Source organism: Pseudomonas tehranensis (genome assembly GCF_014268615.1).
GTDB classification, from domain to species: Bacteria; Pseudomonadota; Gammaproteobacteria; order Pseudomonadales; family Pseudomonadaceae; genus Aquipseudomonas; species Aquipseudomonas tehranensis.
The window spans coordinates 23,209-49,933 of the sequence record NZ_JABWQV010000006.1 but is presented as its reverse complement, the minus strand read 5'-3'; the positions used below and the strand labels follow the sequence as shown (position 1 = coordinate 49,933).

General features: G+C 60.6%; 28 protein-coding genes. 23 read left to right on the top strand and 5 right to left on the bottom strand.

Annotated features, from left to right (window positions below):
- The first annotated feature begins 74 nt into the window (after positions 1-74).
- The 6 genes from HU811_RS03210 to HU811_RS03185 all read left to right on the top strand — a co-directional run bounded on the left by HU811_RS03210 (position 75) and on the right by HU811_RS03185 (position 8,031).
- A complete protein-coding gene (locus HU811_RS03210; protein ID WP_092395418.1) occupies positions 75-1,271 on the top strand; it encodes a class I SAM-dependent rRNA methyltransferase in 1,197 nt (398 codons plus the stop codon).
- Positions 1,272-1,709: 438 nt separating this feature from the next.
- The gene (locus HU811_RS03205; protein ID WP_186653900.1) at positions 1,710-2,792 is read left to right on the top strand and encodes a SagB family peptide dehydrogenase; all 1,083 of its coding nucleotides are present in this window, start codon (positions 1,710-1,712) and stop codon (positions 2,790-2,792) included.
- Positions 2,789-3,742 carry a diiron oxygenase gene (locus tag HU811_RS03200; protein WP_186653898.1) on the top strand — a complete coding sequence of 318 codons (954 nt, stop codon included), beginning with the start codon at positions 2,789-2,791 and terminating at the stop codon, positions 3,740-3,742. The genes HU811_RS03205 and HU811_RS03200 overlap by 4 nt, the downstream gene beginning before the upstream one ends.
- On the top strand, positions 3,735-4,937 hold the full coding sequence (locus tag HU811_RS03195) for an MFS transporter (protein WP_186653896.1): 1,203 nt from the start codon (positions 3,735-3,737) through the stop codon (positions 4,935-4,937). The genes HU811_RS03200 and HU811_RS03195 overlap by 8 nt, the downstream gene beginning before the upstream one ends.
- Before the next feature lie 267 nt (positions 4,938-5,204).
- The gene (ilvD, locus tag HU811_RS03190; RefSeq protein WP_092452702.1) at positions 5,205-7,046 is read left to right on the top strand and encodes a dihydroxy-acid dehydratase; all 1,842 of its coding nucleotides are present in this window, start codon (positions 5,205-5,207) and stop codon (positions 7,044-7,046) included.
- A gap of 244 nt (positions 7,047-7,290) precedes the next feature.
- Positions 7,291-8,031 carry a carbonic anhydrase gene (locus HU811_RS03185; protein ID WP_186653895.1) on the top strand — a complete coding sequence of 247 codons (741 nt, stop codon included), beginning with the start codon at positions 7,291-7,293 and terminating at the stop codon, positions 8,029-8,031.
- Positions 8,032-8,228: 197 nt separating this feature from the next.
- Here HU811_RS03185 and HU811_RS03180 read toward each other — a convergent pair whose 3' ends face one another.
- The gene (locus HU811_RS03180) at positions 8,229-9,284 is read right to left on the bottom strand and encodes an HAD family hydrolase (protein WP_092452705.1); all 1,056 of its coding nucleotides are present in this window, start codon (positions 9,282-9,284) and stop codon (positions 8,229-8,231) included.
- Between the two features lie 243 nt (positions 9,285-9,527).
- Here HU811_RS03180 and HU811_RS03175 point away from each other — a divergent pair, with 243 nt between their 5' ends.
- Positions 9,528-10,919: an L-cystine transporter gene (locus HU811_RS03175; RefSeq protein WP_186653894.1), complete on the top strand. Its 1,392-nt coding sequence runs from the start codon at positions 9,528-9,530 to the stop codon at positions 10,917-10,919.
- Positions 10,920-10,934: 15 nt separating this feature from the next.
- Here the strand turns inward: HU811_RS03175 and HU811_RS03170 are convergent, their stop codons facing one another.
- A complete protein-coding gene (locus tag HU811_RS03170; protein WP_092395402.1) occupies positions 10,935-11,447 on the bottom strand; it encodes a dihydrofolate reductase in 513 nt (170 codons plus the stop codon).
- A gap of 75 nt (positions 11,448-11,522) precedes the next feature.
- On the opposite strand from HU811_RS03170, the gene HU811_RS03165 reads away from it, so the two are divergent.
- The gene (locus tag HU811_RS03165; RefSeq protein ID WP_186653925.1) at positions 11,523-12,890 is read left to right on the top strand and encodes a DUF2868 domain-containing protein; all 1,368 of its coding nucleotides are present in this window, start codon (positions 11,523-11,525) and stop codon (positions 12,888-12,890) included.
- On the top strand, positions 12,883-14,256 hold the full coding sequence (locus tag HU811_RS03160; protein WP_092395400.1) for a GTPase/DUF3482 domain-containing protein: 1,374 nt from the start codon (positions 12,883-12,885) through the stop codon (positions 14,254-14,256). Before HU811_RS03165 ends, HU811_RS03160 begins: the two co-directional genes overlap by 8 nt.
- Positions 14,257-14,425: 169 nt before the next feature.
- Here HU811_RS03160 and HU811_RS03155 read toward each other — a convergent pair whose 3' ends face one another.
- The gene (locus HU811_RS03155; protein ID WP_186653893.1) at positions 14,426-14,917 is read right to left on the bottom strand and encodes a 2-thiouracil desulfurase family protein; all 492 of its coding nucleotides are present in this window, start codon (positions 14,915-14,917) and stop codon (positions 14,426-14,428) included.
- A gap of 2 nt (positions 14,918-14,919) precedes the next feature.
- Positions 14,920-15,552 (bottom strand): 2OG-Fe(II) oxygenase, encoded by a 633-nt coding sequence (locus HU811_RS03150; RefSeq protein ID WP_186653892.1) that lies wholly within the window; start codon positions 15,550-15,552, stop codon positions 14,920-14,922.
- A 140-nt stretch (positions 15,553-15,692) separates the two neighbouring features.
- Between HU811_RS03150 and HU811_RS03145 the strand changes: the two genes are divergently transcribed.
- A complete protein-coding gene (locus HU811_RS03145; RefSeq protein ID WP_047226045.1) occupies positions 15,693-16,436 on the top strand; it encodes a DUF2059 domain-containing protein in 744 nt (247 codons plus the stop codon).
- A gap of 133 nt (positions 16,437-16,569) precedes the next feature.
- Here the strand turns inward: HU811_RS03145 and bipL are convergent, their stop codons facing one another.
- Positions 16,570-17,517, bottom strand: a complete 948-nt coding sequence (bipL, locus tag HU811_RS03140; protein WP_186653890.1) for a phospholipase BipL — start codon at positions 17,515-17,517, stop codon at positions 16,570-16,572.
- Between the two features lie 107 nt (positions 17,518-17,624).
- Here bipL and HU811_RS03135 point away from each other — a divergent pair, with 107 nt between their 5' ends.
- The 13 genes from HU811_RS03135 to HU811_RS03075 all read left to right on the top strand — a co-directional run bounded on the left by HU811_RS03135 (position 17,625) and on the right by HU811_RS03075 (position 26,722).
- Positions 17,625-18,200 (top strand): DUF6436 domain-containing protein, encoded by a 576-nt coding sequence (locus HU811_RS03135; protein ID WP_186653888.1) that lies wholly within the window; start codon positions 17,625-17,627, stop codon positions 18,198-18,200.
- Between the two features lie 405 nt (positions 18,201-18,605).
- Positions 18,606-19,529, top strand: a complete 924-nt coding sequence (locus HU811_RS03130; RefSeq protein ID WP_186653886.1) for a sigma 54-interacting transcriptional regulator — start codon at positions 18,606-18,608, stop codon at positions 19,527-19,529.
- A complete protein-coding gene (locus tag HU811_RS27855; protein ID WP_496198541.1) occupies positions 19,505-19,831 on the top strand; it encodes a type III secretion system major pilin HrpA in 327 nt (108 codons plus the stop codon). The genes HU811_RS03130 and HU811_RS27855 overlap by 25 nt, the downstream gene beginning before the upstream one ends.
- 42 nt (positions 19,832-19,873) lie before the next feature.
- Positions 19,874-20,818, top strand: a complete 945-nt coding sequence (locus HU811_RS03120; RefSeq protein ID WP_225248374.1) for a harpin HrpZ family protein — start codon at positions 19,874-19,876, stop codon at positions 20,816-20,818.
- Positions 20,819-20,848: 30 nt separating this feature from the next.
- Complete coding sequence (gene sctI, locus HU811_RS03115; RefSeq protein ID WP_092395383.1) at positions 20,849-21,223, top strand: type III secretion system inner rod subunit SctI; 375 nt, start codon at positions 20,849-20,851, stop codon at positions 21,221-21,223.
- 14 nt (positions 21,224-21,237) lie between these two features.
- Positions 21,238-22,113: a type III secretion system inner membrane ring lipoprotein SctJ gene (sctJ, locus tag HU811_RS03110; protein WP_186653882.1), complete on the top strand. Its 876-nt coding sequence runs from the start codon at positions 21,238-21,240 to the stop codon at positions 22,111-22,113.
- Complete coding sequence (locus tag HU811_RS03105) at positions 22,110-22,700, top strand: hypothetical protein (RefSeq protein WP_186653880.1); 591 nt, start codon at positions 22,110-22,112, stop codon at positions 22,698-22,700. The genes sctJ and HU811_RS03105 overlap by 4 nt, the downstream gene beginning before the upstream one ends.
- Positions 22,678-23,253: a type III secretion system stator protein SctL gene (gene sctL / locus HU811_RS03100; RefSeq protein WP_186653878.1), complete on the top strand. Its 576-nt coding sequence runs from the start codon at positions 22,678-22,680 to the stop codon at positions 23,251-23,253. The genes HU811_RS03105 and sctL overlap by 23 nt, the downstream gene beginning before the upstream one ends.
- A 112-nt stretch (positions 23,254-23,365) precedes the next feature.
- Positions 23,366-23,590 (top strand): type III secretion protein, encoded by a 225-nt coding sequence (locus HU811_RS03095; protein WP_092395371.1) that lies wholly within the window; start codon positions 23,366-23,368, stop codon positions 23,588-23,590.
- A complete protein-coding gene (locus HU811_RS03090) occupies positions 23,577-24,002 on the top strand; it encodes a type III secretion system chaperone (RefSeq protein ID WP_186653876.1) in 426 nt (141 codons plus the stop codon). Before HU811_RS03095 ends, HU811_RS03090 begins: the two co-directional genes overlap by 14 nt.
- On the top strand, positions 23,995-26,133 hold the full coding sequence (sctC, locus tag HU811_RS03085; RefSeq protein ID WP_186653874.1) for a type III secretion system outer membrane ring subunit SctC: 2,139 nt from the start codon (positions 23,995-23,997) through the stop codon (positions 26,131-26,133). The genes HU811_RS03090 and sctC overlap by 8 nt, the downstream gene beginning before the upstream one ends.
- Complete coding sequence (gene hrpT, locus HU811_RS03080) at positions 26,130-26,339, top strand: HrpT family type III secretion system protein (protein WP_092395362.1); 210 nt, start codon at positions 26,130-26,132, stop codon at positions 26,337-26,339. Before sctC ends, hrpT begins: the two co-directional genes overlap by 4 nt.
- A gap of 5 nt (positions 26,340-26,344) precedes the next feature.
- Positions 26,345-26,722: a transcriptional regulator gene (locus HU811_RS03075; protein WP_092395359.1), complete on the top strand. Its 378-nt coding sequence runs from the start codon at positions 26,345-26,347 to the stop codon at positions 26,720-26,722.
- Positions 26,723-26,725 lie beyond the last annotated feature (3 nt).

The following is a 26,725-nucleotide window of genomic DNA, read 5'->3' as shown; positions in this document are numbered from 1 at the left end:
CGCCACATGTCCATCACAAGCCCCACACGGGCTGCAACACGCTATACTCCCGCTCTTTTTTCCGGAGCGACGTCATGTCCCTGCCCAGCCTGCGCCTCAAAGCCAACGCCGACCGTCGCCTGCGCGCCGGCCACCTGTGGGTCTACAGCAACGAAATCGATGTAGCCGCTACCCCGCTGCACGGTTTCAAGGCCGGCGACCAGGCCATCCTCGAAGCCGCTGGCGGCAAGCCGTTGGGCATCGTCGCGATGAGCCCCAACAACCTGATCTGCGCCCGCCTGCTGTCCCGTGACGTGAAACTGCCATTGGACAAATCCCTTCTGGTGCATCGTCTCAACGTGGCGTTGTCGTTGCGTGAACGCCTGTTCGACAAACCGTTCTATCGCCTGGTCTACGGCGACTCCGACCTGTTGCCCGGCCTGGTGGTCGACCGTTTCGGCGACATTCTGGTGGTGCAGATCGCCTCCGCCACCATGGAAGCCCATAAAGAAGATGTGATCGCCGCCCTGACCCAGGTCCTCAAGCCCAGCGGCATTCTGTTCAAGAACGATTCCGCCGCCCGCGACGCCGAGGGCCTGAACCGCTACGTCGAGACGGTGTTCGGCCTCGTACCGGAGTGGGTCGCCCTGGAAGAGAACGGTGTGAAGTTCGAAGCTCCAGTCATGGCCGGTCAGAAAACCGGCTGGTTCTACGACCACCGCATGAACCGCGCACGCCTGGCGCCGTATGCCAAGGGCAAGCGCGTACTGGACCTGTTCAGCTACATCGGCGGTTGGGGCGTGCAAGCCGCGGCGTTCGGTGCCAGCGAAGTATTCTGCGTCGACGCCTCCGCCTTCGCCCTCGATGGCGTAGAGCGCAACGCGGCGCTGAATGGCTTTGCCGAAAAGCTGACCTGCATTGAAGGCGACGTGTTCGAAGCCCTGAAAGAACTCAAGGCCAGCGAGGAACGTTTCGACGTCATCGTTGCCGACCCGCCAGCGTTCATCAAACGCAAGAAAGACCTGAAAAACGGTGAAGGCGCCTATCGCCGCCTCAACGAACAGGCCATGCGCCTGCTCAGCAAGGATGGCATTCTGGTCAGCGCTTCGTGCTCGATGCACCTGCCCGAAGACGACCTGCAAAACATCCTGCTGACCAGCGCCCGGCACCTGGACCGCAACATCCAGCTGCTCGAACGCGGGGGCCAGGGACCGGATCATCCGGTACACCCTGCCATCGCCGAAACCCGCTATATCAAGAGCATCACCTGCCGGTTGTTGCCCAACAGCTGAATCATTTGCAGGGCTGGAGCCAAGGCTCCTGCCCTGCACACGGACCTTTATTAAACGCAGCCCTGGCTGCGTTTTTTTTTGCACGTGCGAAAAGTTACCAAGCGCTTAAGCAAAACCTACAAAACAACTTTTTTGTATGAGCCATCCCACATTATTACTGGAACTTTCCTACTCAATATCCTCTTGCCAAGCACTCATTAAAAACTATTATTGAACTGTCACTTCGCAAGTGATGATTATCGAAAAATACAACACTTACTCAATCCAATTGTTCAAGCAAAGGAGCTGCATCATGAAAGCAATCCATCTGGAAGCTAACAAAATCGCAAACCTGGCCGGTCTGATCGTTCCAACAGGCCGCTAAGTAAGTAAAGGGTGGCGCTGAGGAGTGCCGGCGCCTCAGCCCATCCATGCTCGCCCCCTAAGCGGAAAACCTTAATGCATATAAATCCGTGCGTTTTCATACTTGCGCGCCCGCCGCACCAGATTGTATGGAACTATGAGCAGCACACGCAGTTCGAGCTCGACCTACATTATTCAACGCGACTGGCACAACTTATTCACAACCCTTCACACTTCGACACTTGCAACCCCATCGACATTGAATTCCTGAATGCCGGCATATTGACTGCAGAACCCAAAAAAGCCCTCGAATGGCGGTGGGACGAGTTATCCAGAATATTTCACATCGGCACAAAAAATATTCCTTGCGAAAGTGTTCCCCAAGATGTCGATGAATGGGCAACCCTGTATCTGCAGCATTGCCAAGAGGTTCTATCATCACCGCCGCCGGCCTGCCGTATAAAACCGTGTCCGGTTGACCGGATTGCCTTGACGCCCTGCTCCCTGGCCGACATCGAGGATGTTTCGCTGGGACAGGCGCTTGTGAGTCGAAGCACCTCTCGCTCATTCAGCGAACGAGCCATTTCAATCGAGCAGGTCAGCACCCTCCTCTACCTGACCCTGGGTTACCTGAACGAGCGCCCTTTGACTCACGAGACCGGCCATGCCGAAACGCTGGGCGCGCGACGCAGCAGCCCCTCGGGCGGCGGCCTGAATGCCTGCGAAGGCTACCTGTACGTGCGTCACGTTGCCGGGCTGGAACCGGGAATCTACGCCTACCATCCGGCCGAACATGCCTTGAGCCTGATCCGGTCGCTTCCGGATGAACCCCTGGGCCAATTGCTAGCCGGACAGCATTTCATCAATCCGTTGCCGTTCGGGCTATTCATCACTTCGCGCTTCGACAAGCTCTGGTGGAAGTACGAACACTCGCGCGCCTATCGAATGGCTTTTGTCGAAACAGGCCACGTGTCTCAGACCTTTTTAATGGTGGCGACTGCGCTGGGCCTCAACACCTGGCTGACCGGGGCATTGAGCGACCGCCAGGTAGAACGGCTGCTTGACCTTGAAGACACTCCCGAACAGCCGTTGTTTTTTGTCGGCTGCGGTCATGGCGATGGGCAGGTTCACTGCCAGGAACTGATGGCGCTGGTCAATGGCCAGGACTCTGCACCATGACCGGCCCGACCTTCACTCAGAGGCCTCGCTACACCTTGGGCGACTGGGATAACAAAGCGGCGGTGCGCGTGCGCAAAAACGACTACCGCCTACCCGACGATCTGGAGCAGCAACTCGCCACTCGGAACTGGTTTGCGCCAGCCTTCATACCCTATATCGAACATCCACTGATCGATAAGGCGGGGCGCGCCATTGCCCAACGCCTGGCGGCCAATCACCTGGTGTATTTCCTCGACTACACCACCTTGCTCGAACACCGAGTGGTCAATCGCGCGGTGGAAACCATCGTCCATGGCGAATTGGCCGCCCCCATCCCCGGCCAGATGAAAACCGCCGCCCTGCAGCTCTACACCGACGAGGGTTATCACGCGCTGTTTTCCAATGAAGTGGCCGAACAGATCGTCGCCCTGTACGACATCCGCGACCGGTCGCTGCCCAGGCGCATCGACCGCCTGCTGGGCGTGATCGACGCCACAAGCCTTGCGGATCGCCCCCTGGCCTGGTTTCTGCTGGGGTTCGTCTCCGAAACGATCATCGCCAAGGAGCTGCTGTCCATTACCCGCGAGACCCTGGTTTCTACGGTTTACCAGATGCTCAGGAATCATCTCGAGGATGAGGCACGCCATAGTCGCTATTTCAGCGAGGTGTTCCAGTATCTGTGGTCCGCCCTGGCCCCTGAGCAGCGCGCCCTGGCCGCAAGGTTGCTGCTGGACATCATCGGCCTTTACTTCGAGCCCGACATCCCCTGGTTAATGCGCAGCCTCGCCAGCGTCGGCTTCGACGAACAGGACGCTTTGAAGATCGTTGCAAACCTCCTGCAACCGGACGCTCACGCCCGACGAGTTCGCTCGGGAGCAGCCTCGACCTTCACGGCCATGCAGCAGGCAGGTTTCTTCGACGACGGCGCCAATCGGCAGATGTTCTTTCAGGCGGGGTTTATCGATGACTGACACTCACGATCTCACCACACGCAAAGCGGCCACTGTCGGTTTACTGTTGACGCTGACCTTGCTCGGCGTATTCCCCATCGATGTGGTGCTCCCCTCGTTTCCGGCAATGTCCGAACACTTCGAGCGTCCTTCGTCCGATATTGCCTTGTCCATCAGCCTGTTCGCAGTGGGGATCGCAGTATCCCAACTGCTGGTCGGCCCGCTTTCCGACGCCATGGGCCGAAAGAACCTGCTGCTGATCGGAATCATCGTCTCGGCCATTGGCGCAACCGGGTGCGTCGTTGCCAATGATTACTGGTCCTTCTTGCTTTTCCGGGTCATCCAAGCCGTGGGATGCGGCTGTTTCGTGCTCTCTCAGGCACTGATCCAGGACCTGTTTACAGGCCAGGAGCAGCAGCGATTACGAATTTTCCTGGTCACCTGCGGCGGCATTTTCATTTCCGTTTCGCCCTTGGCCGGCACCGGCCTGCAAAGCTGGATGGGCTGGCGCGGCAGCTTCCTGGTATTCATTGCCCTGGCTGTCAGTGTGTTCTTGAGCGCCAGCCTTCTACTCAAGCCTTTGCCAGCGGATAGCCAACCCAGGCGCCCGGACTTCATTGCGTCCTACCGGAAGGTATGCAGTGACTTCAACTTCATGGCGTACTGGCTGACGTCGGCGCTGGCTTTTTCCTGCCATTTTTCTTTCATCGTCATCTCGCCGCTGGTTCTCATCGATCAGTTGCAGCTGTCGCCCGAGGCATTTGCGCTGTCGATGCTCGGTTACGGGCTGGCCTATATCGGCGGGGGCGCGGTCGCGACCGTGCTGAGCAACAGGATCGACCCACAGACGCAAATCCTCACGGGGCTGTGCCTGATCCTGACGGCGGGCGTATTGATGCTTGGGCTCTCCAGCCAGCGCGGTTTGTCGATCACTACCCTGTTGCTGCCCATGATCGTATGCACCGCCGGAACAACCATTGCCCGTGCGGCTGCCCACACCCGGGCGATGAACATATTCCCCGAGCAAGCCGGTACATCGGCCTCGGCAGGCAGCGTGCTGATCTTCATTGTTGGCGGTTTGACCAGTGCTGCGCTCAGCCTCACGCCGCTGGACCTGCAAACCACCCTGGCCCTGTGCCTGATATTGCTCAGCCTCCTGGGGCTGGCACTCAATGGTCTGCTCCGGCATCGTCACAGGGAGCTGTTGGCAGGCTGAACGTTGCCAGTCGTCATCCCGAGCGCGACATTGGCGCCCGATCAGCGCTTTGCGTCATTTCATCCTGACGCCAGCGGTGTAGAATCGCGAGATTCATCGCCATTCATCCCCGGCGGGTTTATGAGCTCATGCCCAGGCGCGCAGTGATCCTGCAAAGTCATCGGCCACTTCCGGACACACGGCCAAAACCGAGTGTTCCAGACGTCGACAGAAGCTCACTTCCCATTGATACCTGATACGTACCTGATTTGCCGCCCGGAGTGCTCCATGCCTGATTACCGCTCGAAAACATCCACCCATGGCCGCAACATGGCCGGCGCCCGTGCATTGTGGCGCGCCACGGGGATGAAGGATGACGACTTCAAGAAGCCGATCATCGCCATTGCCAACTCCTTCACCCAGTTCGTGCCAGGCCATGTCCATCTCAAAGACCTGGGCCAACTGGTTGCCCGGGAAATCGAACGCGTGGGTGGCGTAGCCAAAGAGTTCAACACCATTGCCGTGGATGACGGTATCGCCATGGGCCACGACGGCATGCTTTATTCGCTGCCCAGTCGCGAGATCATCGCCGACTCGGTCGAATACATGGTCAATGCCCATTGCGCCGATGCCATCGTATGTATTTCCAACTGCGACAAGATCACCCCCGGCATGCTCATGGCTGCCTTACGCCTGAACATCCCGGTGATCTTCGTTTCCGGCGGCCCGATGGAAGCCGGCAAGACCAAACTCGCCAGTCATGGCCTTGACCTGGTCGACGCCATGGTGATCGCCGCCGACTCCAGCGCCTCTGACGAGAAGGTCGCGGAGTACGAGCGCAGCGCCTGTCCGACCTGCGGTTCGTGCTCCGGCATGTTCACCGCCAACTCGATGAACTGCCTGACCGAAGCCTTGGGCCTTGCCCTACCGGGTAACGGTTCGACCCTCGCCACCCACAGCGATCGCGAACAGCTGTTCCTGCAGGCCGGCCGGACCATCGTCGAGCTCTGCAAACGCTACTACGGCGAGAATGACGAGTCGGTGCTGCCGCGTAACATCGCCAACTTCAAGGCGTTCGAAAACGCCATGACCCTGGACATCGCCATGGGCGGTTCCACCAACACCATCCTACATTTGCTGGCCGCCGCCCAGGAAGCCGAGATCGATTTCGACCTGCGCGACATCGACCGTTTGTCCCGGCACGTGCCGCAGTTGTGCAAGGTCGCGCCGAACATCCAGAAGTACCACATGGAAGACGTACACCGCGCTGGCGGGATCTTCAGCATCCTCGGCTCCCTGGCCCGTGGTGGTCTGTTGCACACCGATCTGCCGACCGTACACAGCAAAACCATGGCCGAGGCCATCGCCAAGTGGGACATCACCCAGACCACTGACGAAGCTGTGCATCATTTCTTCAAGGCCGGCCCGGCAGGCATTCCGACGCAAACGGCGTTCAGCCAATCGACCCGCTGGGAAACCCTGGACGATGACCGTGAAAACGGCTGCATCCGCAGCGTCGAGCACGCGTACTCCAAAGAAGGTGGCCTGGCCGTGCTGTACGGCAACATCGCCCTGGATGGCTGCGTAGTAAAAACCGCCGGCGTCGACGAATCGATCCATGTGTTCGAGGGCAACGCCAAGATTTTCGAAAGCCAGGACAGCGCCGTGCGCGGGATCCTCGCCGACGAAGTGAAAGCTGGCGATATTGTGATCATCCGCTACGAAGGGCCAAAAGGCGGTCCGGGCATGCAGGAAATGCTTTACCCCACGTCCTACCTGAAATCCAAAGGCCTGGGCAAAGACTGCGCCCTGCTGACCGATGGACGCTTCTCCGGCGGCACCTCGGGCTTGTCCATCGGCCATGCTTCACCGGAAGCCGCTGCTGGCGGGGCCATCGGTCTGGTGCGCGACGGTGACAAAGTCCTGATCGACATTCCGAACCGCTCGATCAACCTGCTGATCAGCGATGAAGAACTGGCCGGGCGCCGTGTTGAACAGGACAACAAAGGCTGGAAGCCGGTAGAAGTGCGTCCGCGTAAAGTCACCACCGCCCTCAAGGCCTACGCCCTGCTCGCCACCAGCGCCGACAAGGGCGCGGTGCGGAACAAAGCGATGTTGGACGGGCTGTAAGTCAAACATCTCAATCACAATGCCCGCCTAAGTACATAATGCTGTTACGTAAGCATTGACATCATCGGCGGGCTTACCGAGATCCGATGCCAGGCCCTGGCATCGGATTTTTTATGCCTGATTACTTATTTCATTAAGTAACAAAACCTATCTCTAATAAGCATAAAAAACTGTCAGTTATAACAGTGTCTGGAAGTGCCCGGAGATTGATATTTTTCCTCATACCTCACAGGGAGAGACGGTGATGAGCAGAAAAATTGATACCTTCATATTTTTGGCAACTTTGGGTGCATATGAAAGTTGTTTCAGCGCCTCATGGACTTATGACGGCAGTCACGGACCAGAGCACTGGGGAAATTTAACTCCAGAGTATGCGACGTGCATGACAAGCTATCAACAATCCCCTATTAACATTGAGTCAGGTCTTGCTCAGAGGGTCCCTCTACCAAAGCTAGATATGTACTACATCGCAGACCATGTTGAGATCATAAACAATGAACATACGATACAAGTAAACGTCGCACCAGGCAGCAAACTATACGTGGGCGGGGAAGAAGCGGATCTTAAACAGTTTCATTTCCATTCTCCCAGTGAAGAACAGATTGATGGAGTGGCCTACCCGTTAGATGCCCACTTTGTTCACGTGACTCGTGATGGCAGGATTTCGGTGACGGCTGTTCTATTTAAAGAAGGGCATGAAAATTTTGGAGTTACGCAAATTTTTAATGCATTCCCAACAGCCGGCCAAGTCAACAAAGTCGCCTATTACAATCTGCACAGCCTGTTTCCCCAGGGCAGGGAATACTATAAATATACGGGCTCACTTACAACACCTCCGTGCAGCGATGGTGTTACTTGGCGGATTATGACGGAGCCTGTTGAGATCTCCAAAGAGCAGATACAAGCTTTTAAAACGCATTACAAAATGAATGCTCGGCCGCTTCAGCCATTGAACAATCGGATAGTGGAAGTAGGTGGGGGCTAGTCGGGCGAACCGATTGTCATTTCCCCCGCAATCAAAACAAAGAATTCGTGATTTTGCTTTGCCTGCATTTTTTGATTTTGATAACCCATTTACAGGCTTATACGAAAAGTCGCCGAGCCGCGATCAGGCAAGGCGATCTTTTCCCTACCGCTCAAATTTCAAGCGATAGATGAAAAGATCGCAGGCTTCGCCAGCGCCTACTGGATATCTTCCGGCTTGACGATCACCCAGTTCTTGTCCGCCGTCACCGGCAGTCCTTCCTTGGCCTGGGCCGCTGCGTGCTTGGCCATCATGCCGTTGATCTGGTCCATGTACTTATCTTTGCGGTTGACCCACAAGTGAATGCCGCCTTTGGCCACGTTCACATCGTGGAACAACATGTAGCCGTCGCTGCTGGGCGTGTCGCCAGCCACTAGCACCGGTTTTTTCCATTCGTCGATGTACGTCAGGATTGCCGCATGCTTGCCGGCCATCCAGGTCGCCGGGGTCCACAGATACGGTGTGTACTCAAGGCTCAGGTTGGCCTTCTCGTCATATTTGCCATTGGTGATCTGCTTGCGGGCCGTGGTCAGTTCGCCCGTCTTGCGGTCCTTGAGCAGCGTGGTCACACCGATGATGTTCTGCGGCTTGAGGTTGTAGCCGTACTTCGGATCGGCGGCGACCATGCGCACCAACTCTTCCGAAGCCGCGGTCATGACATAGACCTCGATGCCGTTTTCCATCAGTTTGTTGTACAGCTCGACCTGACCGGTGAAAATCTTCGGCGGGTTGACGTTGTAGTTGACCACCTTGTCGCCGTCGTAATACGTGGTCGGGACCGGCTTGCCAGAAGCCATCAGTTCGTCGACGTAGCCTTTAAGTTCTTTGAGGGTAAAGCCGGAAAACACCTGGGCAACCCAGGGGTAGCAGACCATGTCGTCCACTTCGCACAAACGGTAGTAGTAGCTGAACAGGCTTTCCTTGTGTTCGGCCGTGTCTTTGAACGGCATCAGCTTCAGAGATGGGTCGAGGGTTTCGCGGGTGATGAGGCCCTTGTTCTCCATGAACGGCAGCAACGACTCTTCCAGGTCGTAGCGGTAACTGGTGTTGTCCATGTCGAACACCGCGTAGTTACCTTTGTTGGCGTTGGCCGCAATCATCGCATCCAGCGCCTTGGCCTGTTCCGCTGGCCAGTGCTTGAGCTCAGTAGCGAGCGCCTGGCCAACGAGACCCAGGCCCAAGGCGACAACGAGAAGGTGAGGTGCAAGCTTCATCGGCGTTTCTCCAAGGTTCAAAGAACTCGACGCTAACAAATGCTTGTGACGTTTCTCTCCTGCCCGCGACCGCTTGCGTCTTGATACCGCCAGCGGCATGCCCATAAACGTCATTGCCTTATTCCATAAACGACAATCTACATACCTTTTTATTATTAATTCATTAGATATCAGGCTGTTAGGCTTCCCGCCTCGCAGTCGCGGCTTCAGGCGACTGGCACACGTTCTATCGGAGTTTTTTTGATGAATCTTCCGCTGATCCTCAATCTGCTGGTGTTCCTCGCCTTGCTGTTTGGTCTGGCGCAAACCCGTCACAGCACCTGGAGCCTGGCCAAAAAAGTGCTGCTGGCACTGGTGCTGGGTGTGCTGTTCGGCACCGTCCTGCACACGATTTACGGCGCCGGCAACCCGGTGTTGAAAGCCTCGATCAGCTGGTTTGACCTGGTGGGCAACGGCTACGTGCAGTTGCTGCAGATGATCGTGATTCCGCTGGTCTTCGCTTCAATTCTCAGCGCGGTAGCGCGCCTGCATAACGCCTCCTCCCTGGGCAAGATCAGCTTCCTGACCATCGGCACGCTGCTGTTCACCACCGCCATCGCCGCCCTTATCGGTATCGGCCTGACCAACCTGTTCGGTCTCACTGCCGAAGGCCTGGTGGCCGGCACCCAGGAAATCGCGCGCCTGCAGGTGATCCAGAGCGACTATGCCGGCAAGGTCGCTGACCTGAACATTGCGCAACTGCTGCTCTCGTTCGTTCCGCAGAACCCCTTTGCCGACCTGGCCCGGGCCAAGCCGACCTCCATCATCAGCGTGGTGATATTCGCGGCCTTCCTGGGTGTCGCGGCGCTGCAATTGCTCAAGGATGACGTGGAAAAAGGTCAGAAAGTGGTCAACGCCATCGACACCCTGCAAAGCTGGGTGACACGTCTGGTGCGGCTGGTGATGAAGCTGACCCCGTACGGCGTGCTGGCGCTGATGACCAAAGTGGTGGCCGGCTCCAACGTGCAGGACATCATCAAGCTTGGCAGTTTCGTGGTGGTGTCGTACCTGGGGCTGGGCCTGATGTTCGTGGTCCACGGTCTGCTGGTGTCCGCCGCCGGAATCAACCCGCTACGCTTTTTCCGCAAGATATGGCCGGTCCTGACCTTCGCCTTCACCAGCCGCTCCAGCGCCGCGACCATCCCGCTGAGTATCGAAGCCCAGACCAGCCGCCTCGGCATTCCACGGGCCATTGCCAGCTTCAGCGCGTCGTTCGGCGCCACCATCGGCCAGAACGGCTGCGCCGGGCTCTACCCGGCCATGCTGGCGGTGATGGTCGCGCCGACCGTGGGCATCAACCCGCTGGATCCGGTGTGGCTCGCAACGCTGGTAGCGATTGTGACCTTGAGCTCGGCCGGGGTGGCCGGCGTCGGTGGCGGCGCAACGTTTGCCGCGTTGATCGTGCTGCCGGCCATGGGCTTGCCGGTTTCCCTGGTGGCGCTGCTGATTTCCGTCGAGCCGCTGATCGACATGGGCCGCACGGCGTTGAACGTCAGCGGCTCGATCACCGCCGGGGCGATCACCAGCCAGGTGATGCAGCAGACCGACAAGGCTTTGCTGGATGCCGAGGAGCATGGGGAGTTGGTGCAGGCTTGATTGCTCCCACATGACTTACAGCTTTTCCCACACCTCAAAGCTGTAGGCCGGCTTGTCTCCTTCTGCCGGATTCGGCTGGGTCGACACCAATTTCCACTGGCTCGAATCGAACGCCGGAAACCAGGCATCGCCATCCGGGCTCAACGCCACACGGGTCAGGTACAGCCGATCCGCCTGTTCCAGGGCCTGGGCGTACAGTTGGGCGCCGCCAATCAACATCAACTCATCGACGCCCTGCTCCAGCGCCCACGCCTCGGCCCGCTCCACCGCGGCCTCCAGCGTGGAAAAGACTTCCGCGCCCTCCAGCACGAGGCCAGACTGACGACTGACCACGATGTTCAAGCGCCCCGGCAGCGGCCGCCCCAGGGAGTCCCAGGTCTTGCGGCCCATGATGATCGGCTTGCCCAAGGTGGTGGCCTTGAAGTATTTAAAGTCCCCCGGCAAGTGCCAGGGCATGCTGTTGTCGACGCCGATCACACGGTTTTCACCGAGGGCTGCGATCAGGCTTAAAGGGAGTGTTTTTTTCATGACGGCGAGGATACCAGACGCCACAGCGGTTATGCTCAACCCTCATTTGCAACGGAAACGCCCGTGTCTGAACCCCTGACAAAGCTGCACGACCTCTGGTTGACCGAGACGGTACGCCTGCGTGAAGAACACGCCGGCCCGCTCGAAGATCAGGAAGCCAATCGCCTGGCCCGCGCGGCGGGCGGCGATTTATCCAGCCGTATCCGCCACCGCGCCCGCTGGCTGGCCGAGCGCGACGGTCTCAGCCAGGCCTTGCATCACTGGCTGCAAGGGGCGCGCCTGGCGCTGATCATAATGGCTGTACTCGCCATCATCAGTGGCGCTGGCCTGGGGTTTGCCGCACTCGGCGACGGACAAACGCCGGTCAATGTGTTCTGGGCCCTGGGCAGCCTGTTGGCGTTGAACCTGATCTTGCTTATCGGCTGGGCCCTGGGCCTGTTCTTTGCGGGTGAGCAAGGAGCAGCGCTGGGGCGCCTGTGGTTGTGGCTCAGCGAAAAACTCGCCCGCGATGCCAAGGCTGCGCAACTGGCGCCAGCCCTGCTGCTGTTATTGCAACGGCACAAGCTCAATCGCTGGGCCCTCGGTGCGCTGGTCAATGGTTTGTGGCTGCTGGCGATGCTCAGCGCGCTGGTCATCGTACTGATGCTGATGGCCACCCGGCGCTACGGTTTTGTATGGGAAACCACCATTCTCGGCGGTGAGACCTTCGTCGTCATGACCCAGGCCCTCGGCGCCCTGCCCGCCCTGCTGGGCTTGAGCGGGCCAACCGAAGAGATGATTCGCGCCAGTGGCGACGCTGCGCTGAATATCGAAAGCGCCCGCCAGGCCTGGGCCGCCTGGCTGGTGGGCGTGACGCTGGTCTACGGCGTGTTGCCGCGCCTGTGTCTGGCGCTGTTGTGCCTGTGGCGCTGGCGTCGCGGCCGCGCCACGCTGCGCCTGGACTTGAATCTGCCAGGTTATGCCCAACTGCGGGAGCGGCTGATGCCCAGTAGCGAGCGCCTGGGCATCAGCGATGCCGCGCCCGCGCAATTGCATCAAATTGAAAGTAACGTCGGCGCGCTGCAAAGCGACGGTGCGCTGCTGGTGGCGATCGAACTGGACGACCGGCCTTGGCCACCGAAATTGCCAGGCACGGTGAAAAATGCCGGGGTGCTCGACAGCCGCGAATCCCGCCACAAACTTCTTGAGCAACTGTCACGCTTTCCTCCCGCGCGCCTGGCGATTGCCTGCGACCCACGACGTTCACCGGATCGTGGCAGCCTGGCGCTGATTGCCGAGCTGGCCCGCAGCGCCAGTGCCACCCGTATCTGGCTGTTGCAGGCACCGCCTGGGCAAGCGCTGGACGCTGAACGCCTGGGCGATTGGCACAACGCGCTGCAACAGTTGCAATTACCCTTCGCGGACTGCGCGCCTTTGAACTGGCTGGAGACCGGCCATGACTGAACCCAGCAAGCCGCTGAAACTGGCCGTGGTTGGCCACACCAATGTGGGCAAAACCTCTTTGCTGCGCACCCTGACCCGGGATGTCGGCTTTGGTGAAGTTTCCCACCGCCCCAGTACGACCCGACACGTCGAGGGCGCGCGCCTGTCGGTGGACGGCGAAGCCCTGCTGGAACTGTACGACACGCCTGGCCTGGAAGACGCCATCGCCCTGCTCGATTATCTCGAGCGCCTGGAGCGTCCTGGTGAACGCCTGGACGGGCCGGCACGCCTGGCGCGATTCCTGGACGGCAGCGAAGCACGACAACGCTTCGAACAGGAAGCCAAAGTGCTGCGGCAATTACTCGCCAGCGATGCCGGACTCTATGTGATCGATGCGCGAGAGCCGGTGCTGGCCAAGTACCGGGATGAGCTTCAAGTGCTCGCCAGTTGCGGCAAACCGCTGCTGCCGGTGTTGAATTTCGTCAGCAGCGCCAGCCACCGCGAGCCCGACTGGCGCGAAGCCCTGGCACGGTTGGGGCTGCACGCTCTGGTGCGTTTCGACAGCGTCGCCCCGCCCGAGGATGGCGAGCGACGCCTGTATGAAAGCCTCGCGCTGTTATTGGAAAGCGCCCGTGGGCAATTGGAACGACTGGTCGCCGATCAACAGGCCCAACGCCTGGCCCGTCAGCAGAGCGCGAAGCGCTTGATCGCCGAACTGCTGATCGATTGCGCCGCTTGCCGACGCAGCGTAGCCAGCGATGCCGAGCTGGAACGACAGGCCATCAGCGAGCTGCGCAACGCAGTGCGTCAACGGGAGCAGCGCTGCGTCGAAGCCTTGCTCAAGCTCTACGCCTTCCGCCCCCAGGATGCCGCGGCCAGCGATTTACCTCTACTCGACGGCCGCTGGGGCGACGACCTGTTCAATCCCGACACCCTCAAACAGCTGGGCGTGCGTGTGGGTGGCGGGATCGCGGCGGGCGCAGCGGCCGGTGCCGGCGTAGATTTGCTGGTGGGCGGTCTGACCCTCGGCGCCGCCGCCCTGGCCGGCGCCATTGCCGGTGGCGCCCTGCAAACCGCCCGCAGCTATGGCAATCGGTTGATGGGCAAGCTCAAGGGTCAACGGGAGCTGACCGTGGACGACAGCGTGCTGCGCCTGTTGGCCCTGCGCCAACGGCAACTGCTGCAAGCCCTCAACCAGCGCGGCCATGCGGCAATGGACAGCATCCACATCGCCCCGTCCCAGGACAAGGCCTGGCGCGAGGGCAAGCTGCCCGAAGCCTTGAACAGGGCTAGGGCGTATCCGCAGTGGTCGTCGCTTAATCCCAAGTCACGATTGAGCCAGGCGGAGCGGCAGGAGCAGATTGAGCGGTTGGCCGAGGAGTTCTGAAACCACCCCGCCCCCGTGGCGAGGGAGCTTGCTCCCGCTGGGGCACGCAGTGGCCCCAAAATGCCGGAACGTGGTAGACCTGGCACACCGAGGTGTCGGGTCTGTGGGGCTGCTGCGCAGCCCAGCGGGAGCAAGCTCCCTCGCCACCAAAAGCAGCGTTCCCCCGTAATTACTCGTTGATCAATCCCTTGAGCGCCAAAGCCGCTTCAGGCAACTCCAACTCACTGAACACCCTCACCCCATGACGTTTGAGCAAGGCCGCCGTCACGCCTTCGCCACTGACCTTCACGCCACTGAACGTCCCGTCATAGGTCAACAGATTGCCGCACGATGGGCTGTTGGCCTTGAGCACGGCGACCCGGATGCCGTGCTCGCGCACCAACGCCAGCGCCTGATGCGCACCTGACAAAAACTGCGCACTGACCTCTTCGCCGTCGGCAGTGATCACTGATGCGAGGCCATCGAGCACTTGCCCACCCTGCCCGCCGGGAATCTCCGCCGCCGCCCGAGGCGTGGGCAAGCCGCCGGCCACTTCCGGGCACAGCGGCACGACCCGACCTTCATCGAGCCAGCGTTGAAGCTGATCGAACGGGCCGCTGGCACCGCCGTCGTAGCGCACGCGGTGCCCAAGCAGGCAACGACTGACCAGAATCTTTTCCATGATCAGAACAACTCAGTGCCGCGGCGCCGGAACCAGCCGGTCAAGGACAGGCGATCCCGCGCAGCCGGCAGGACTTCATGGGGGATGTCCCCCGACAGGAACACCACCAGACAACCGCCGGTGGGCACCACATCGTGCTCCACGCCATCGTCCAGGTACATGCGTAACTGGCCGCCATGCTCCGGCAACCAGGCGTCGTTGAGGTAAAGCACCGCCGACACCATGCGTCGATCGTCATCGCGAAAGCGGTCGACGTGTTTGAGGTAGAAGGCGCCGGGAGGGTACAGCGCGAAGTGACTTTCAAAATCCTCCAGTCCCAGGAACAATCCGCGATTGATCGCCTCCCGCAGGCTGTCCATCAAGCCCAGGTAACGGTCACACGCTTGCGCCTGGCCGGGCTCGATCCATTGGATATGATCACCCCGAATCCCTTCACGAATCTCCGAAAACGGCCCGCGCCCGACCGCGGCCGGGGCCAGTTCGCCTTCGGCGGCGCGCTGGCGACATTCGGCTGCCAACGCGCGGGTCAGCGCATCCGGCAGGAAGATATTCTGCTGCGACCAGCCGCGCTCGGCCAGGTCGTCGACGATACGTAACAGCAGCGGGTGATCAGAAGGTATTTGCATGGCGCGCATAGTATTCCTGTGCCTGCAAAACCGACAGCGCCGCGCAGCGGGTTTGTCACGCTTCATGGCGCAGGCGCAGGAACTTGATACGAATTCTCGACAAGTCCCCGCACCCCACGGAGAATAGTCGGCTGCTGACAGGAGTCCCTATGCGCCGTTTGCTTTTCTCATTGTTGATGTTCTGTGCGTTGCCCGCCTGGGCAGACAGCTACGACCAGTTGTACAAGGTCGCCGGCTGGCCGGAACAACGGGCGCATTTCAATGACGCCTTGAGCGCCGCGCAACAGCGTTACCAGAGCAGCCTGCCACCGGCGGTATTCCAGGCGCTGGTGAACAACAGCAATCAACGCTTTGCCCCCCAGGCCATGGACCAGCGGGCCGAGGCGCAATTGCGCAAGAACCTCACCGACCCAGCCCCGGCCCTGAGTTTTTTTCAGTCGCCCCTGGGCCGCAAAGTCGTGGCAGCCGAGCTGCTGGCGACCCGTCGCGATCAATTGGCGAAGAACGCCAAGGGCCTGCCGAAGATGCAAGTCAGCGACAACCGCCTGTTGATCATCGGCCATCTGGCCCAGTCCCTGCCCGCCCGCGAGGCCGGCGCCGAAGTCAGCCTGGCGATCGCCGGCGTGGCGGCGGACAGCCTGAGCTCGATGATCCCCGGCCTGCTGGGTGCCGGCCAGGCCCAGGGCATGCTGAACGGTCAGCGCCAGCGTCTGATGGAGCAGATCGGCGCAGACCTGAACAACACGCTGCTGTATGTCTACCGCGACCTGACGGACACCGAGCTGGAAGAGTTCGCCACCTTCGCCGAGTCGGCGGAGGGCCAGGCCTATTATCAAGCGGCCTTGGCAGCGATTCGGGCGGGGTTGGCGGTGGGGCAGACTCTGGGGCAATAGATAGATCTTCAGCGCCCCTGACACCGCTATCGCGAGCAGGCTCGCTCCCACAGGGTGTTTGAGTGAACTCGGATTTTGTGATCGTCGAAAAACCAGTGTGGGAGCGAGCCTGCTCGCGATAGCAATAGCACGGTCACCGCCGAACCCGGCTCATCCGCTTCGTCAGAAACCCAAACATCTCCTGACGCATCGCCAGCGATTCATTGGCCAAGTGATGCCGGCCTTCGGGCAACATCAGCACCTGGGGCCGATCGAACTTGCTGCGCAACACCTGCAGGTTATGCGCCCAATCCACCGTCATGTCCGCCTGGCCCTGCACGATCAAGGGCTGGCGCGGGCTGCTCGGGGCGGCTTCAATACGCTTGATCCATTGCCCCAATGCGCCCACCCAGGCGGTGGGCAGGCGTAGCGGTTGCAACGGGTCGGCTTGCAGGAACGGCAGGAAGTCCGGGTCGGTGGAGTTCTCGCTGAAACGTCGGGCGATGCCGGTTACAAAGGGCTTGAGCAAGTAATAGCTCAAGCGCGACCAGCCCCAGGCCCGCGGCCGCACCAGGGGCGATAGCAGGATGACCTGGCCTTGGGCCGGACTGTGTGCACCCTGGTTGAGCACGTGATCAACCACAATGGCTCCGCCGGTGCTTTGCCCACACAGATGCCAGGGTTGCGGCAGCTCCAGCGTCCCGGCCTCGGTCAGCAAGCCTTGCAACGTGGCCTGGTACTCGGCGAAATCACCGATGCTGGCGCGTTCGCCACTGGACAGGCCGTGTCCCGGCAGGTCACAGGCGATCACGGCGAATTTCTGCTCCAGCGCCCACTCGATCAAGTGCCGGTACAACCCCATATGGTCGTAATAGCCGTGGAACAGAAACAGCGTCGCTACAGCTTTTTCCGGCCACCAGACCTGACCGACCAGCTCATATCCGTCTATCTCGAAACGCCCCAGACCCTTGCGTAATGTGCGGTGGGGAAAATCCAGGCCGTAGAACCGCTGATATGCCAGCGCCTGCGCAGACAACGGCTGCCACTGAGCCAAAGGTTGCAGGCTGGCACGCAGGTGATCGGGGTCGAAACTGACGGGCATAGGATTTCCAGACCAAAGCGCAAAGCGCGAAACAGACTTTGTAGGCCTGCGATATTCATCTGTCGCGCCAGGCATGGCAAGCTACGCGGCCTCAGAGGATCGACTCCATGCGCCCGTCCCACCGCACGACATTGCTTGCCAGCCTGCTTGCCCTCGGATGCGCCGCCGTGTTGTGGATCGCCTACGACTGGTTCCAGGGACGTTTTCTGCGAGCGTTCAGCGAACACACGGCGGTATTTTCCGGCGACCCTTTGCGCCTCCCCCCCGACTTGGCCGGCCCCGGCCCGATCCGCCTGGTACATTTCTGGGATCCCGCCTGCCCATGCAATGTCGGCAACCAGCAGCACCTGGCCGAACTGGTCGATAAATATGCATCGCAAGGCGTCGAGTTCTACGCAGTGCAAAAGACCGGCAGCCAAGGTTATCTGCCTGCCACCCTCAACCGACTCAAACCCCTCGCGGCGTTGCCAGGCTCCGGGCAGATTCCCGCCAGCCCCGCCGTGGCGATCTGGGACCGTAGCGGCAAGCTGGCGTATTTCGGTCCCTACAGCGAAGGCTTGACCTGCAATTCGAGCAACAGCTTTATCGAGCCGATTCTCGAGGCACTAAGTGTTATCCGGGAAGTTAATGCAACGCATACACTGGCAGTGGGTTGTTATTGTCCCTGGTCGACTTCGAACTGATCCAGTCAAACTACGATACGTATTTTCAACTTGCCGTCCTGGGCCCTGCAAGTTGGAGCGCTTGCTTGCTTTCTAGAGTCATTGCTCGAAGCGACCTCATTGGCTGAACCGTTTGTCGGATCCAATTTTTCCAGAGGCGCTCGATGCGCCCGTTTTTTTCCCCTGTACCCCATGCCAGACGGGTATCAGAGGGGTTTTCGGGGCGTCCTGACCGGCAAGCTGAATCGTTTAATATCCGCCCGCGTAACGTGAACTTTTCTTTAATCGGTTCTCTAAACCTCGTACAGCAATTGGTGGTTCTCCTACGTTGCATGGCGGCCCTATATAGCGAGGAAGTTGTACACGCCTTTTCATCGTTCTACTTGTCGACCCTCCTAAACCAAACAAAAAATGGAATCGTCAGTGATGCAAAAGTTGCTATGCGCTGCACTTTCCGCTTCCAACAAAGAGGATGTTCTCAACCTTGAGGCGTTTGCCCAGTGCGTGGCCCCACTTGGGGTCGACGTGCTGTTGCGCGGCGAAACTGGCACCGGCAAGGATACCTTGGCGGAGAAGATCCATCGTATGTCCGGTCGCGCCGGCAAGTTCGTTGCCATCAATTGCGCCGCCATTCCCGAATCCCTGGCCGAGAGCCAGCTCTTCGGCGCCAATACCGGTGCGTTTACCGGAGCCAGCCAGAATCGCGCAGGATTCGTCGAAGCAGCACACAACGGCACGCTGTACCTGGATGAAATCGACAGCATGCCGTTGGGGCTGCAGGCCAAGCTGCTGCGTGTCCTGGAGTCCCGGACCGTGCAGCGGCTGGGCTCGACCCAGAATATCCCGGTGGACATGCGGGTCATTGCCTCGGCTCAAAGCCCGTTGGCGGAAATGGTCGAACGCGGCGAGTTTCGCCGGGACCTTTATTTTCGGCTGAACATCATCAGCCTCAAATTGCCGCCATTGCGCAGCCGCAAGGAACGCATCGTGCCGCTGTTCCAGTCCCTCGTGCACCGGGAAGCCCTGGCGCTCGATCGGCCCTATATCGCTCCGTCGCCAGCGCTGTTGCGCCAGCTGCTCGGCTACGCCTGGCCTGGAAACATCCGCGAGCTGCAATCCGCCGCCAAGCGCTACGTGCTGGGCCTACCGCCATTGCCCCGCGCCGAGCAGTTGGAGCAGAACAGCTCGACACTCAAGTTGAAAGAGCATCTGCAACAGTTCGAAAAGATCCTGATCGAAGACTGCATGCGCCGTCACCACCACTGCATCGACAAAGTCATCGCCGAGCTGGGCATCGCCCGACGGACGCTGTATTACCGGATGAAATGCCTGCAAATATCGACGAGTTGAGTGGATCGGTGGAACCGTTTTCGCAACGGTCGCCACTTATGGGTCGAGACGCTCGCGATCGTCTCGCCCTTCCACAATCCGGAGATACGACTATGAGTTTTGGTGGAGCTTCTCTCGCCGCTTCCATGGCTGCCATGCAGCAGATGGACGCGACCTCAGCTGCGATGACAACCATGAAATCCCAATTCGACCAGAAAAAACTGGTCGCCGATACCATGAACGCGATTGCGGCGGGCTCGATGGACTCTGCAACCAAGGCCATCACCGCCATGGGGGAGGCGTCGAAAGGCATACGATTCTGACCTCTCGCTTCAGCCCCGCTCCGGCGGGGAACCTCAAGCGTCATGAGAGCGAGCCCTATGCAGATTCATGCGCCAGACAGCCTTTATATTCCCAGGGAACGGCCCAGCGAGGATTCGACGCAGCGCCAGCCCTCGACCCCGGTCGGCCTGGCGAATCGGGTCGCCGAGCACCTGACGCTGCATGGCGCGGGTAGCCGGCTACGCGAGTCGCTCATCCAATGGGGCAGTGAACATGGGTCGGTCGACGGGCATTCGCGACCTGGTTTGCCGAGCCCACAAGACAGGCAGGCCGCGCAGACCGAAGCCCCCTTGCACCTGGTCCTCGAAGACATTATCGAAGAGATCAATGGCGGTACCGGCTCCACGCTCGACGCCGATAGCGACGATGCGTATTCCAATGAAGACCTGTTCAACGATCTGGCGCAGATGATCGCCCACGGTCGGCAGCCCATCGGCGACAACGATGTCGGCAACCAGAGCGACTTCGGCAACGCCAACAACCCATTCTGCGGCGCACTGTTCGGCGCCTGGGAGATGGAAGGCGACCGTGCCAGGCGGCGTGGTCGTCATGACACGAGCCTGTTGTTGCTCCTCAAGATCATCGCGGTCCTGGGCCGAAGGAAGCTGTTGACGTTGCTGGACATCGACGAAGACGAGGGCGAGGCGCGTTATGAGCAGGAAGACCTGGACCTGCTGTTCGAGGTTGCGGGTTTCATGGACCAGCACCCGGCGCGATATCCCCCTCCGGCGAGCCCGGAGGCAACAACGTGGACCTGGACCGAACGTATTGCCTGCGGCACATGGCTGGACGCTCGCGAAACGCGGCTGTTCCAACTCGCCCTTGAAGACCTGGACTTCGCCCTGGCCCGCTTGGCCGGCCAGCACCTCCCGACGCCGCGGCGCGGCAGGCGTAGCCGGGAGGAAATCGAGTTTCACCTGAGCGTTACGGGTAGCGCTCGCAATGTCTTGAGGCTGATGTGCGCCTGAAGAGCCCATTTTCTGAATTGGAGAGACTCCATGAACATACAGGCTATCGACCCTACCAGTGCTGCCCCCTCCACTGCTAGAACCGGCGCCAGGCCAAGCACGGGCGCCGAGACCAGCGACGTCAGCTGGTTCAATGCGCAAATGCGTGAAAAAGCCCCCGCTCCGGACAGCGAAAACAATGTCGCGGCCAAAATCATCGATTCGTTATCCAACCGCTCCGGCGAGTTGCAGCGGCTGAATGATCGCGCCAACCGGGACATGCTCAAAGCCATCCGAACCGCCGACCCGCAGGACATGTTGCAGTCGAACCGATCGTTGTCTTCCTTCCACCTGGAAAGTCTGATGACTGCGAAAATCGTCAGCAAGGGTTCCCAGGCGATCGAGAAGCTCACCAATCTCCAGTAAAGGGAAATCCGGCTATGTGCATGCGCGTCTTCTCACCCATTGTGCTGTGCCTGCTGCTCGCCGGTTGCGACGAAAGGACCGCGCTGCACAGCCGCCTCTCCGAGCAGGATGCCAATGAAGTGATTGCCGCGTTGGCGGATAAAAACGTCGAGGCCAGCAAGCAGGTCGACAAGGACGGACTGACCGTGCTGGTCGAGCCGGCCGACATGAACAGCGCCGTGCAGGTACTCGAAGCGGCTGGGCTGCCGCGTCGGGCGCGCTCCAGCCTGGGTGAGATTTTCCGCAAGGAAGGGGTGATCTCCACGCCGATGGAAGAGCGTGCCCGCTACATCTATGCACTGTCCCAGGAACTCGAATCGACACTGTCACAGATTGACGGCGTGGTGCTTGCCCGGGTCCATGTGGTGCTGCCGGAACGGGTGGCCCCGGGTGAGCCGGTCCAACCCGCATCGGCGTCGGTATTCATCAAGCACACCAGCGCCCTGGACCCGGACAGCATTACGCCGCGAGTACGCAACCTGGTCGCTAGCGGGATCCCGGGCATGGCCGATGCGGCCCAGAATGCGACCAAGCTGTCGGTGGTATTCGTTCCCGCCGCGGCGTATCAGGAACGGCGCAAGATGGCGTACTTCGGGCCTTTCCTCATGCGGGCCGACGATGTCGGCTTCTGGAGGGCAGTGACCGTGTCGGTCAGCGTTGCCTTGCTTGCCATGCTCATGGGCGTCTTGTACGGCCTCTACAGGTTATGGCGCAAAGGCGTATTGGTGCTGCCACGATTTATCGACCGCAAGACCGCAGCCCCCGCCGCACCGCCCAGCCACCCGACGCCTTCGCTGTTTGCGGTAAAAAGCCCGGAAGCCAAGCCAGATAGCAATGGGAGCGCCGCATGAGCGTGGCGCTTGAATGGGCTCGCTGGTGGAATCATGCGTGGCGCGAAGCGGACCGTGACTGGTATCCGCCAATACTTCGCCTGTTGACCGAACGACAAATCGACGCCTTGGCCCGAGGGCATCATGCCGCGCTTGCCCGCAGTTTCGGCATGACCCCTTGTACTGCGCCGAAGCCGACTCCGTCAGTACAATCGCTGTGTTGCGGCACGCCCCGGACCTTGAGCCTTGCCTGCCAACTGGTGGCAAACACGTGCTCGCCGTCAACGACGACGGGGACGCTGTCGGCACAGGACCGAGCCTGGTGCGAGCGCACCGCCAAAGCGTTGCGTCCCGGCCACTGGCTCGAGCTAGACCAGGATCCCCTTGTACTGCTGCGCGCCTGGCTGGACGTTCGGACCTGGGAACGTGCTCGCCTGGCATTTCCACGCAGCAGAATTGACGCCATCGAGTCGTTGCCCGCCCCCCAACCTCCCGCCGCCAAACTCAACATGCTTTGGCAGTCCGCGAGCTGGAAAGCCGAGCAAAGCCTGGCGGCCCCGGCGCCCACCCGAATGGAGATGCATGATGTTCGCTCGGCGTTCGCTTGAACTGCGCCCCGATGGCCAAGGCCTGTTGCAGTCTTATGTTGCTCGCGAAACCCTGGTTGACTGCGGCCGGGCGCAGGCCGTTCTTGAACAGGCCCAAATGCGAGCCGCGCGGTTGATCGAGCAGGCCGCCGAACAAGCAGACGCGGCGGTGATCGCGGCTCAAGCGCAGTTCTGGGAGCAAGCCGAAACCGTGCTCGCTGCCTGGGAAGCCCAGCGCCAGGACATGTGGCAGCGGATCGAAACGAGCGCCGCCCAGTTGGTCAACGAGGCGCTGGGGACGCTTTTGCATGATGTTCCGGACCAGGCACGCATCGATGCGCTTGTCCGTCAGCTTGCGTCGCGACAGGACGAACCGGTCAGTGCCACCCTTCGCTGTCATCCCGATGACCTGGCGAACCTGACCCGAAGCCTGGGTACCGTCGGCGAACGTCCTTGGACGGCGGTGGCAGACGCCGACATGGCGGTGCATCAGCTGCTGCTGGAGACACCAGGTGGCACGTTTCTGCTCGACTGGGCCACGGCTGTCGAGGCGTTGCGCCTGCCTGAGCCGTAGTGGTAAGCCCCAACGACCCGGAACCCGTGACCTTTTCCTCATTTTTTGCGGAACCGCCGTCGGCATAGTCACCACTCATCCGGTGAATACGCCTACCTCGGAGGAACCGCCCATGTCTTCTATCGAAGCCGTCCAACGCCGCCTCGACACCTACTTCCAGCGCGCGACGGACAACGTCAACAACTCTGCGATGAACGCGGCAGAGAGCCAGTCTCTCGACGATATGCATTCGTTCGTGACCAGCATGAACGGCATGTCGGTCGCAGTGAACGCGGCGACTCAACAAACCGCCGCCCACCACAACCTCGCCAAGGCGATCATCGATGCAATGCCATGAGCTGCGATCACAGCTCGCCCGCTGGAACGCCAGCGCCGACGGCCCGGAGCATTTCGCCATTGTCATCGACGATGGCGAAGCGATCTTCAACAAACTCGACGACGGCCTGCTGGTATCGGTCGAGCTGACCGTTGCTCCAGCACAGGAGACGTCTGTGGAAGACCTGCTTCGACTGGCGCACCCAAGCCTCTCGCGATTCCCCGGTGCACTCGCCCGCTCGCCGCAGGACGAGCGGTTATGGCTACTGGCACCGCTGGCGCCAGCCGCGCACATCGACGACGTGTTCGAAGTGCTGGAAGCGCTGCTCAACCAGCGCGACACCTGGCAATCGATCCTCAATAAAGACCAACGTGCCGGGGCTCGACGCCCCACGCGCTTTCACCCGCTCGGAACAGGAATCCGTCATGCCTAACAGGTGGCTTGCACCGTACCGCTCGATGCTCGCGGGCAACTTGTCGATCGCGCGCTGCTGGAAGAAATCTTCGTTGCTCGCGCTGGCATTGGCCGGCGCACTTGGCGCGGGCATGCCGCTGGAGGCAGCGATACCGACCGACTGGAAGAACACGCCATACGCCTACGATGCCCAGAACACTCCCCTACCCAAGGTGCTGGGTGACTTCGCCAACACCTTCGGGGTGCAACTGGTGCTCGACGGGACCGTAAAAGGGACCGTCGATGGTCGGATGCGCGCCGATAGCCCCCAGGCGTTCCTCGACCGACTCGGGCTGGAGAATCGCTTCCAATGGTTCACGTATGGCAACTCTTTGTACGTCAGCCCTTTGCAGAACCAAGACTCCACGCGCCTGGAGGTCTCTGCCGATGCCGCGCCGGACATGAAGCAAGCCTTGACCGATATCGGCCTGCTGGATCCGCGTTTCGGTTGGGGTGAGTTGCCCGACGAAGGCGTGGTATTGGTCTCCGGCCCGGAACGCTACGTGCGCCTGGTGGCGCAATTTGCCGAAGCGCGCAAAACGCCCGAAGAGAAGCAGGAAGTGATGAGCTTTCCACTGCGCTACGCCACCGCCGCCGACCGCAGCGTCAAGTACCGAGGCGATACGCTGGTCATTCCCGGAGTCGCCAGCATTCTCAAAGGCCTACTGGAAAGCCGCAGCGCCGTGTCCCAAGGCATGCAGACCACTTCTCCGCAAGCGTCGTTCCAGAACATGGAGGCCCAGCAGGCCATGACCATGGGCAATATCGAGCAATTGGCATTGAATGGCATGGGACGCCCCAACACCCACCGTGTACAGGCCGGCGAAAGCGGCGGCAAGGGCGGACGGGGACGGATCCGTGTCGAAGCCGACGTGCGCAACAACGCCGTGCTGATCTACGACTCACCCAAACGGCGGGAACTCTACACACCGTTGATTCGTGATGTGGACGTACCGCGCAAACTGGTGGAGATCGACGCAATCATCCTCGACATCGACCGCACCCAACTGGCCGAGCTGGCCTCGAACTGGAACGTCGAAAGCGGCGATTTGATCGGCGGCGCCTCGATGATTCGCCCCGGCGCCAGTTCGACGGTGTTCATCCAGGACTACGGCGACTTTTCCGCGCAGCTTCGTGCCCTGGAAGGTCGCGGCCTGGCCTCGGTGGTAGCGAATCCATCGGTGCTGACCTTGGAGAACCAACCCGCGGTCATTGACTTCAGCCGGACCGAGTACATCTCCGCCATCGGTGAACGCGTGGCCACCGTCGAGCCCATCACGGCAGGCACCAGCCTGCAGGTCGTGCCCCATACCATCGAGACCGGAGGCCGTAATCAGATCCAGATGTTCCTGGACATCGAAGATGGCCGCATCGAACCCTCCGAAGTGGGCCAGCAGACGCCCAGCGTCCGGCGGGGCGTGGTCAGCACCCAAGCAGTGATGGGGGAAAGCCGGTCGTTGGTGGTGGGCGGGTTTCATACCGAAGAAACCGGCGACAACCTCGAACGGGTGCCGTGGCTGGGACGCATCCCGTTGGTCGGGCCGCTGCTGTTTTCCTCGACCACGCGCGAAACCAGCCGCCGCGAACGGGTATTCATCCTGACGCCCCGCCTGATCGGTGATCAGGTCGACCCGGCCCGCTATATCTCCGCCCTTGATCGTGAACAGGTCGACAGCGCCATGGCACGCCTCGAAGAACGTCGCAACGGCACTCGCCCCATCGGGCGCCTCGAAATCAGCGATGTTCTCGCGCAACTTGCCGACGGCAACATTCCCGCGACATTCAAACAGGCCGCCTCGACTCCCTACTCGCCCGATACCCTGTGCGCGCTACCGCCCGGTCTGTCGCTCGACGCCTCCCGAGCGCAATGGTTCGCCGGCCCCGACTATGGCATTGCCGTGGGCGTGGTGCACAACGACGGCGCGAATCGGCTGCGCTTCGACGAAGCGAGCTGCAGCAGCCGCTGGACCATGGCCACCTCCGCCTGGCCGAAGGTGTGGCTCGAACCCGGCGAGGAAACGGAAGTGTTCGTCGTCATGAAACAACCCAAGCGCACGCCAGGCGGCGCACGCTCGTCTCTTCTGCAAACCAGCGCGAGGATCGCACCATGAGTCGCACGCCGATGCTGCTCGTCTTACTGCTGAGTCTGCCGGTGTTCGCCGGCTGTGCAAGTCGCTGGGGCTGCCAGGGCGACGCCTGTAGCCGCGCCGAACCCGACAACGGCCGATTGGTGATCTGGTGGTCGCCTGGCATGCGCGGCGGCCTGGGCTCCCCCGAACACCCGCTCGACCATTCGATCGTCCCATTGGAGGACTGAACGGTATGTCTTTTTCGGTACACAGCGTAAGCACGCGCCAGGCCTTTCAGAAAAACATCATCGCCGGCATCGCGACGTATTGGGAAATTGCCCCGGGCATTGAGTTCTGTCTGCGCCGGGAACCTCACAGCGTGGGGCTGGCGCTACAGGTACAAAGCCAGGCGCTGGGCCTCAACCAGATCCAGCGCGCGCTCGAACGGCGCTTTGCCCATCCGAGTGACTTCGCTCAGCTGTTCTTGTTTCTTGATCCGCAGCGGGCGCTGGTGGTCTGGCAGGCTCTGCCTGAGCCACCCATCTCTTCGCAGATGCTCAATGAAATCCAGTCCCGGCAGTTGTCGCTGCTGGGCCTGGAAGACCTCGATGACTATTCGGTAACTTACTGAGGG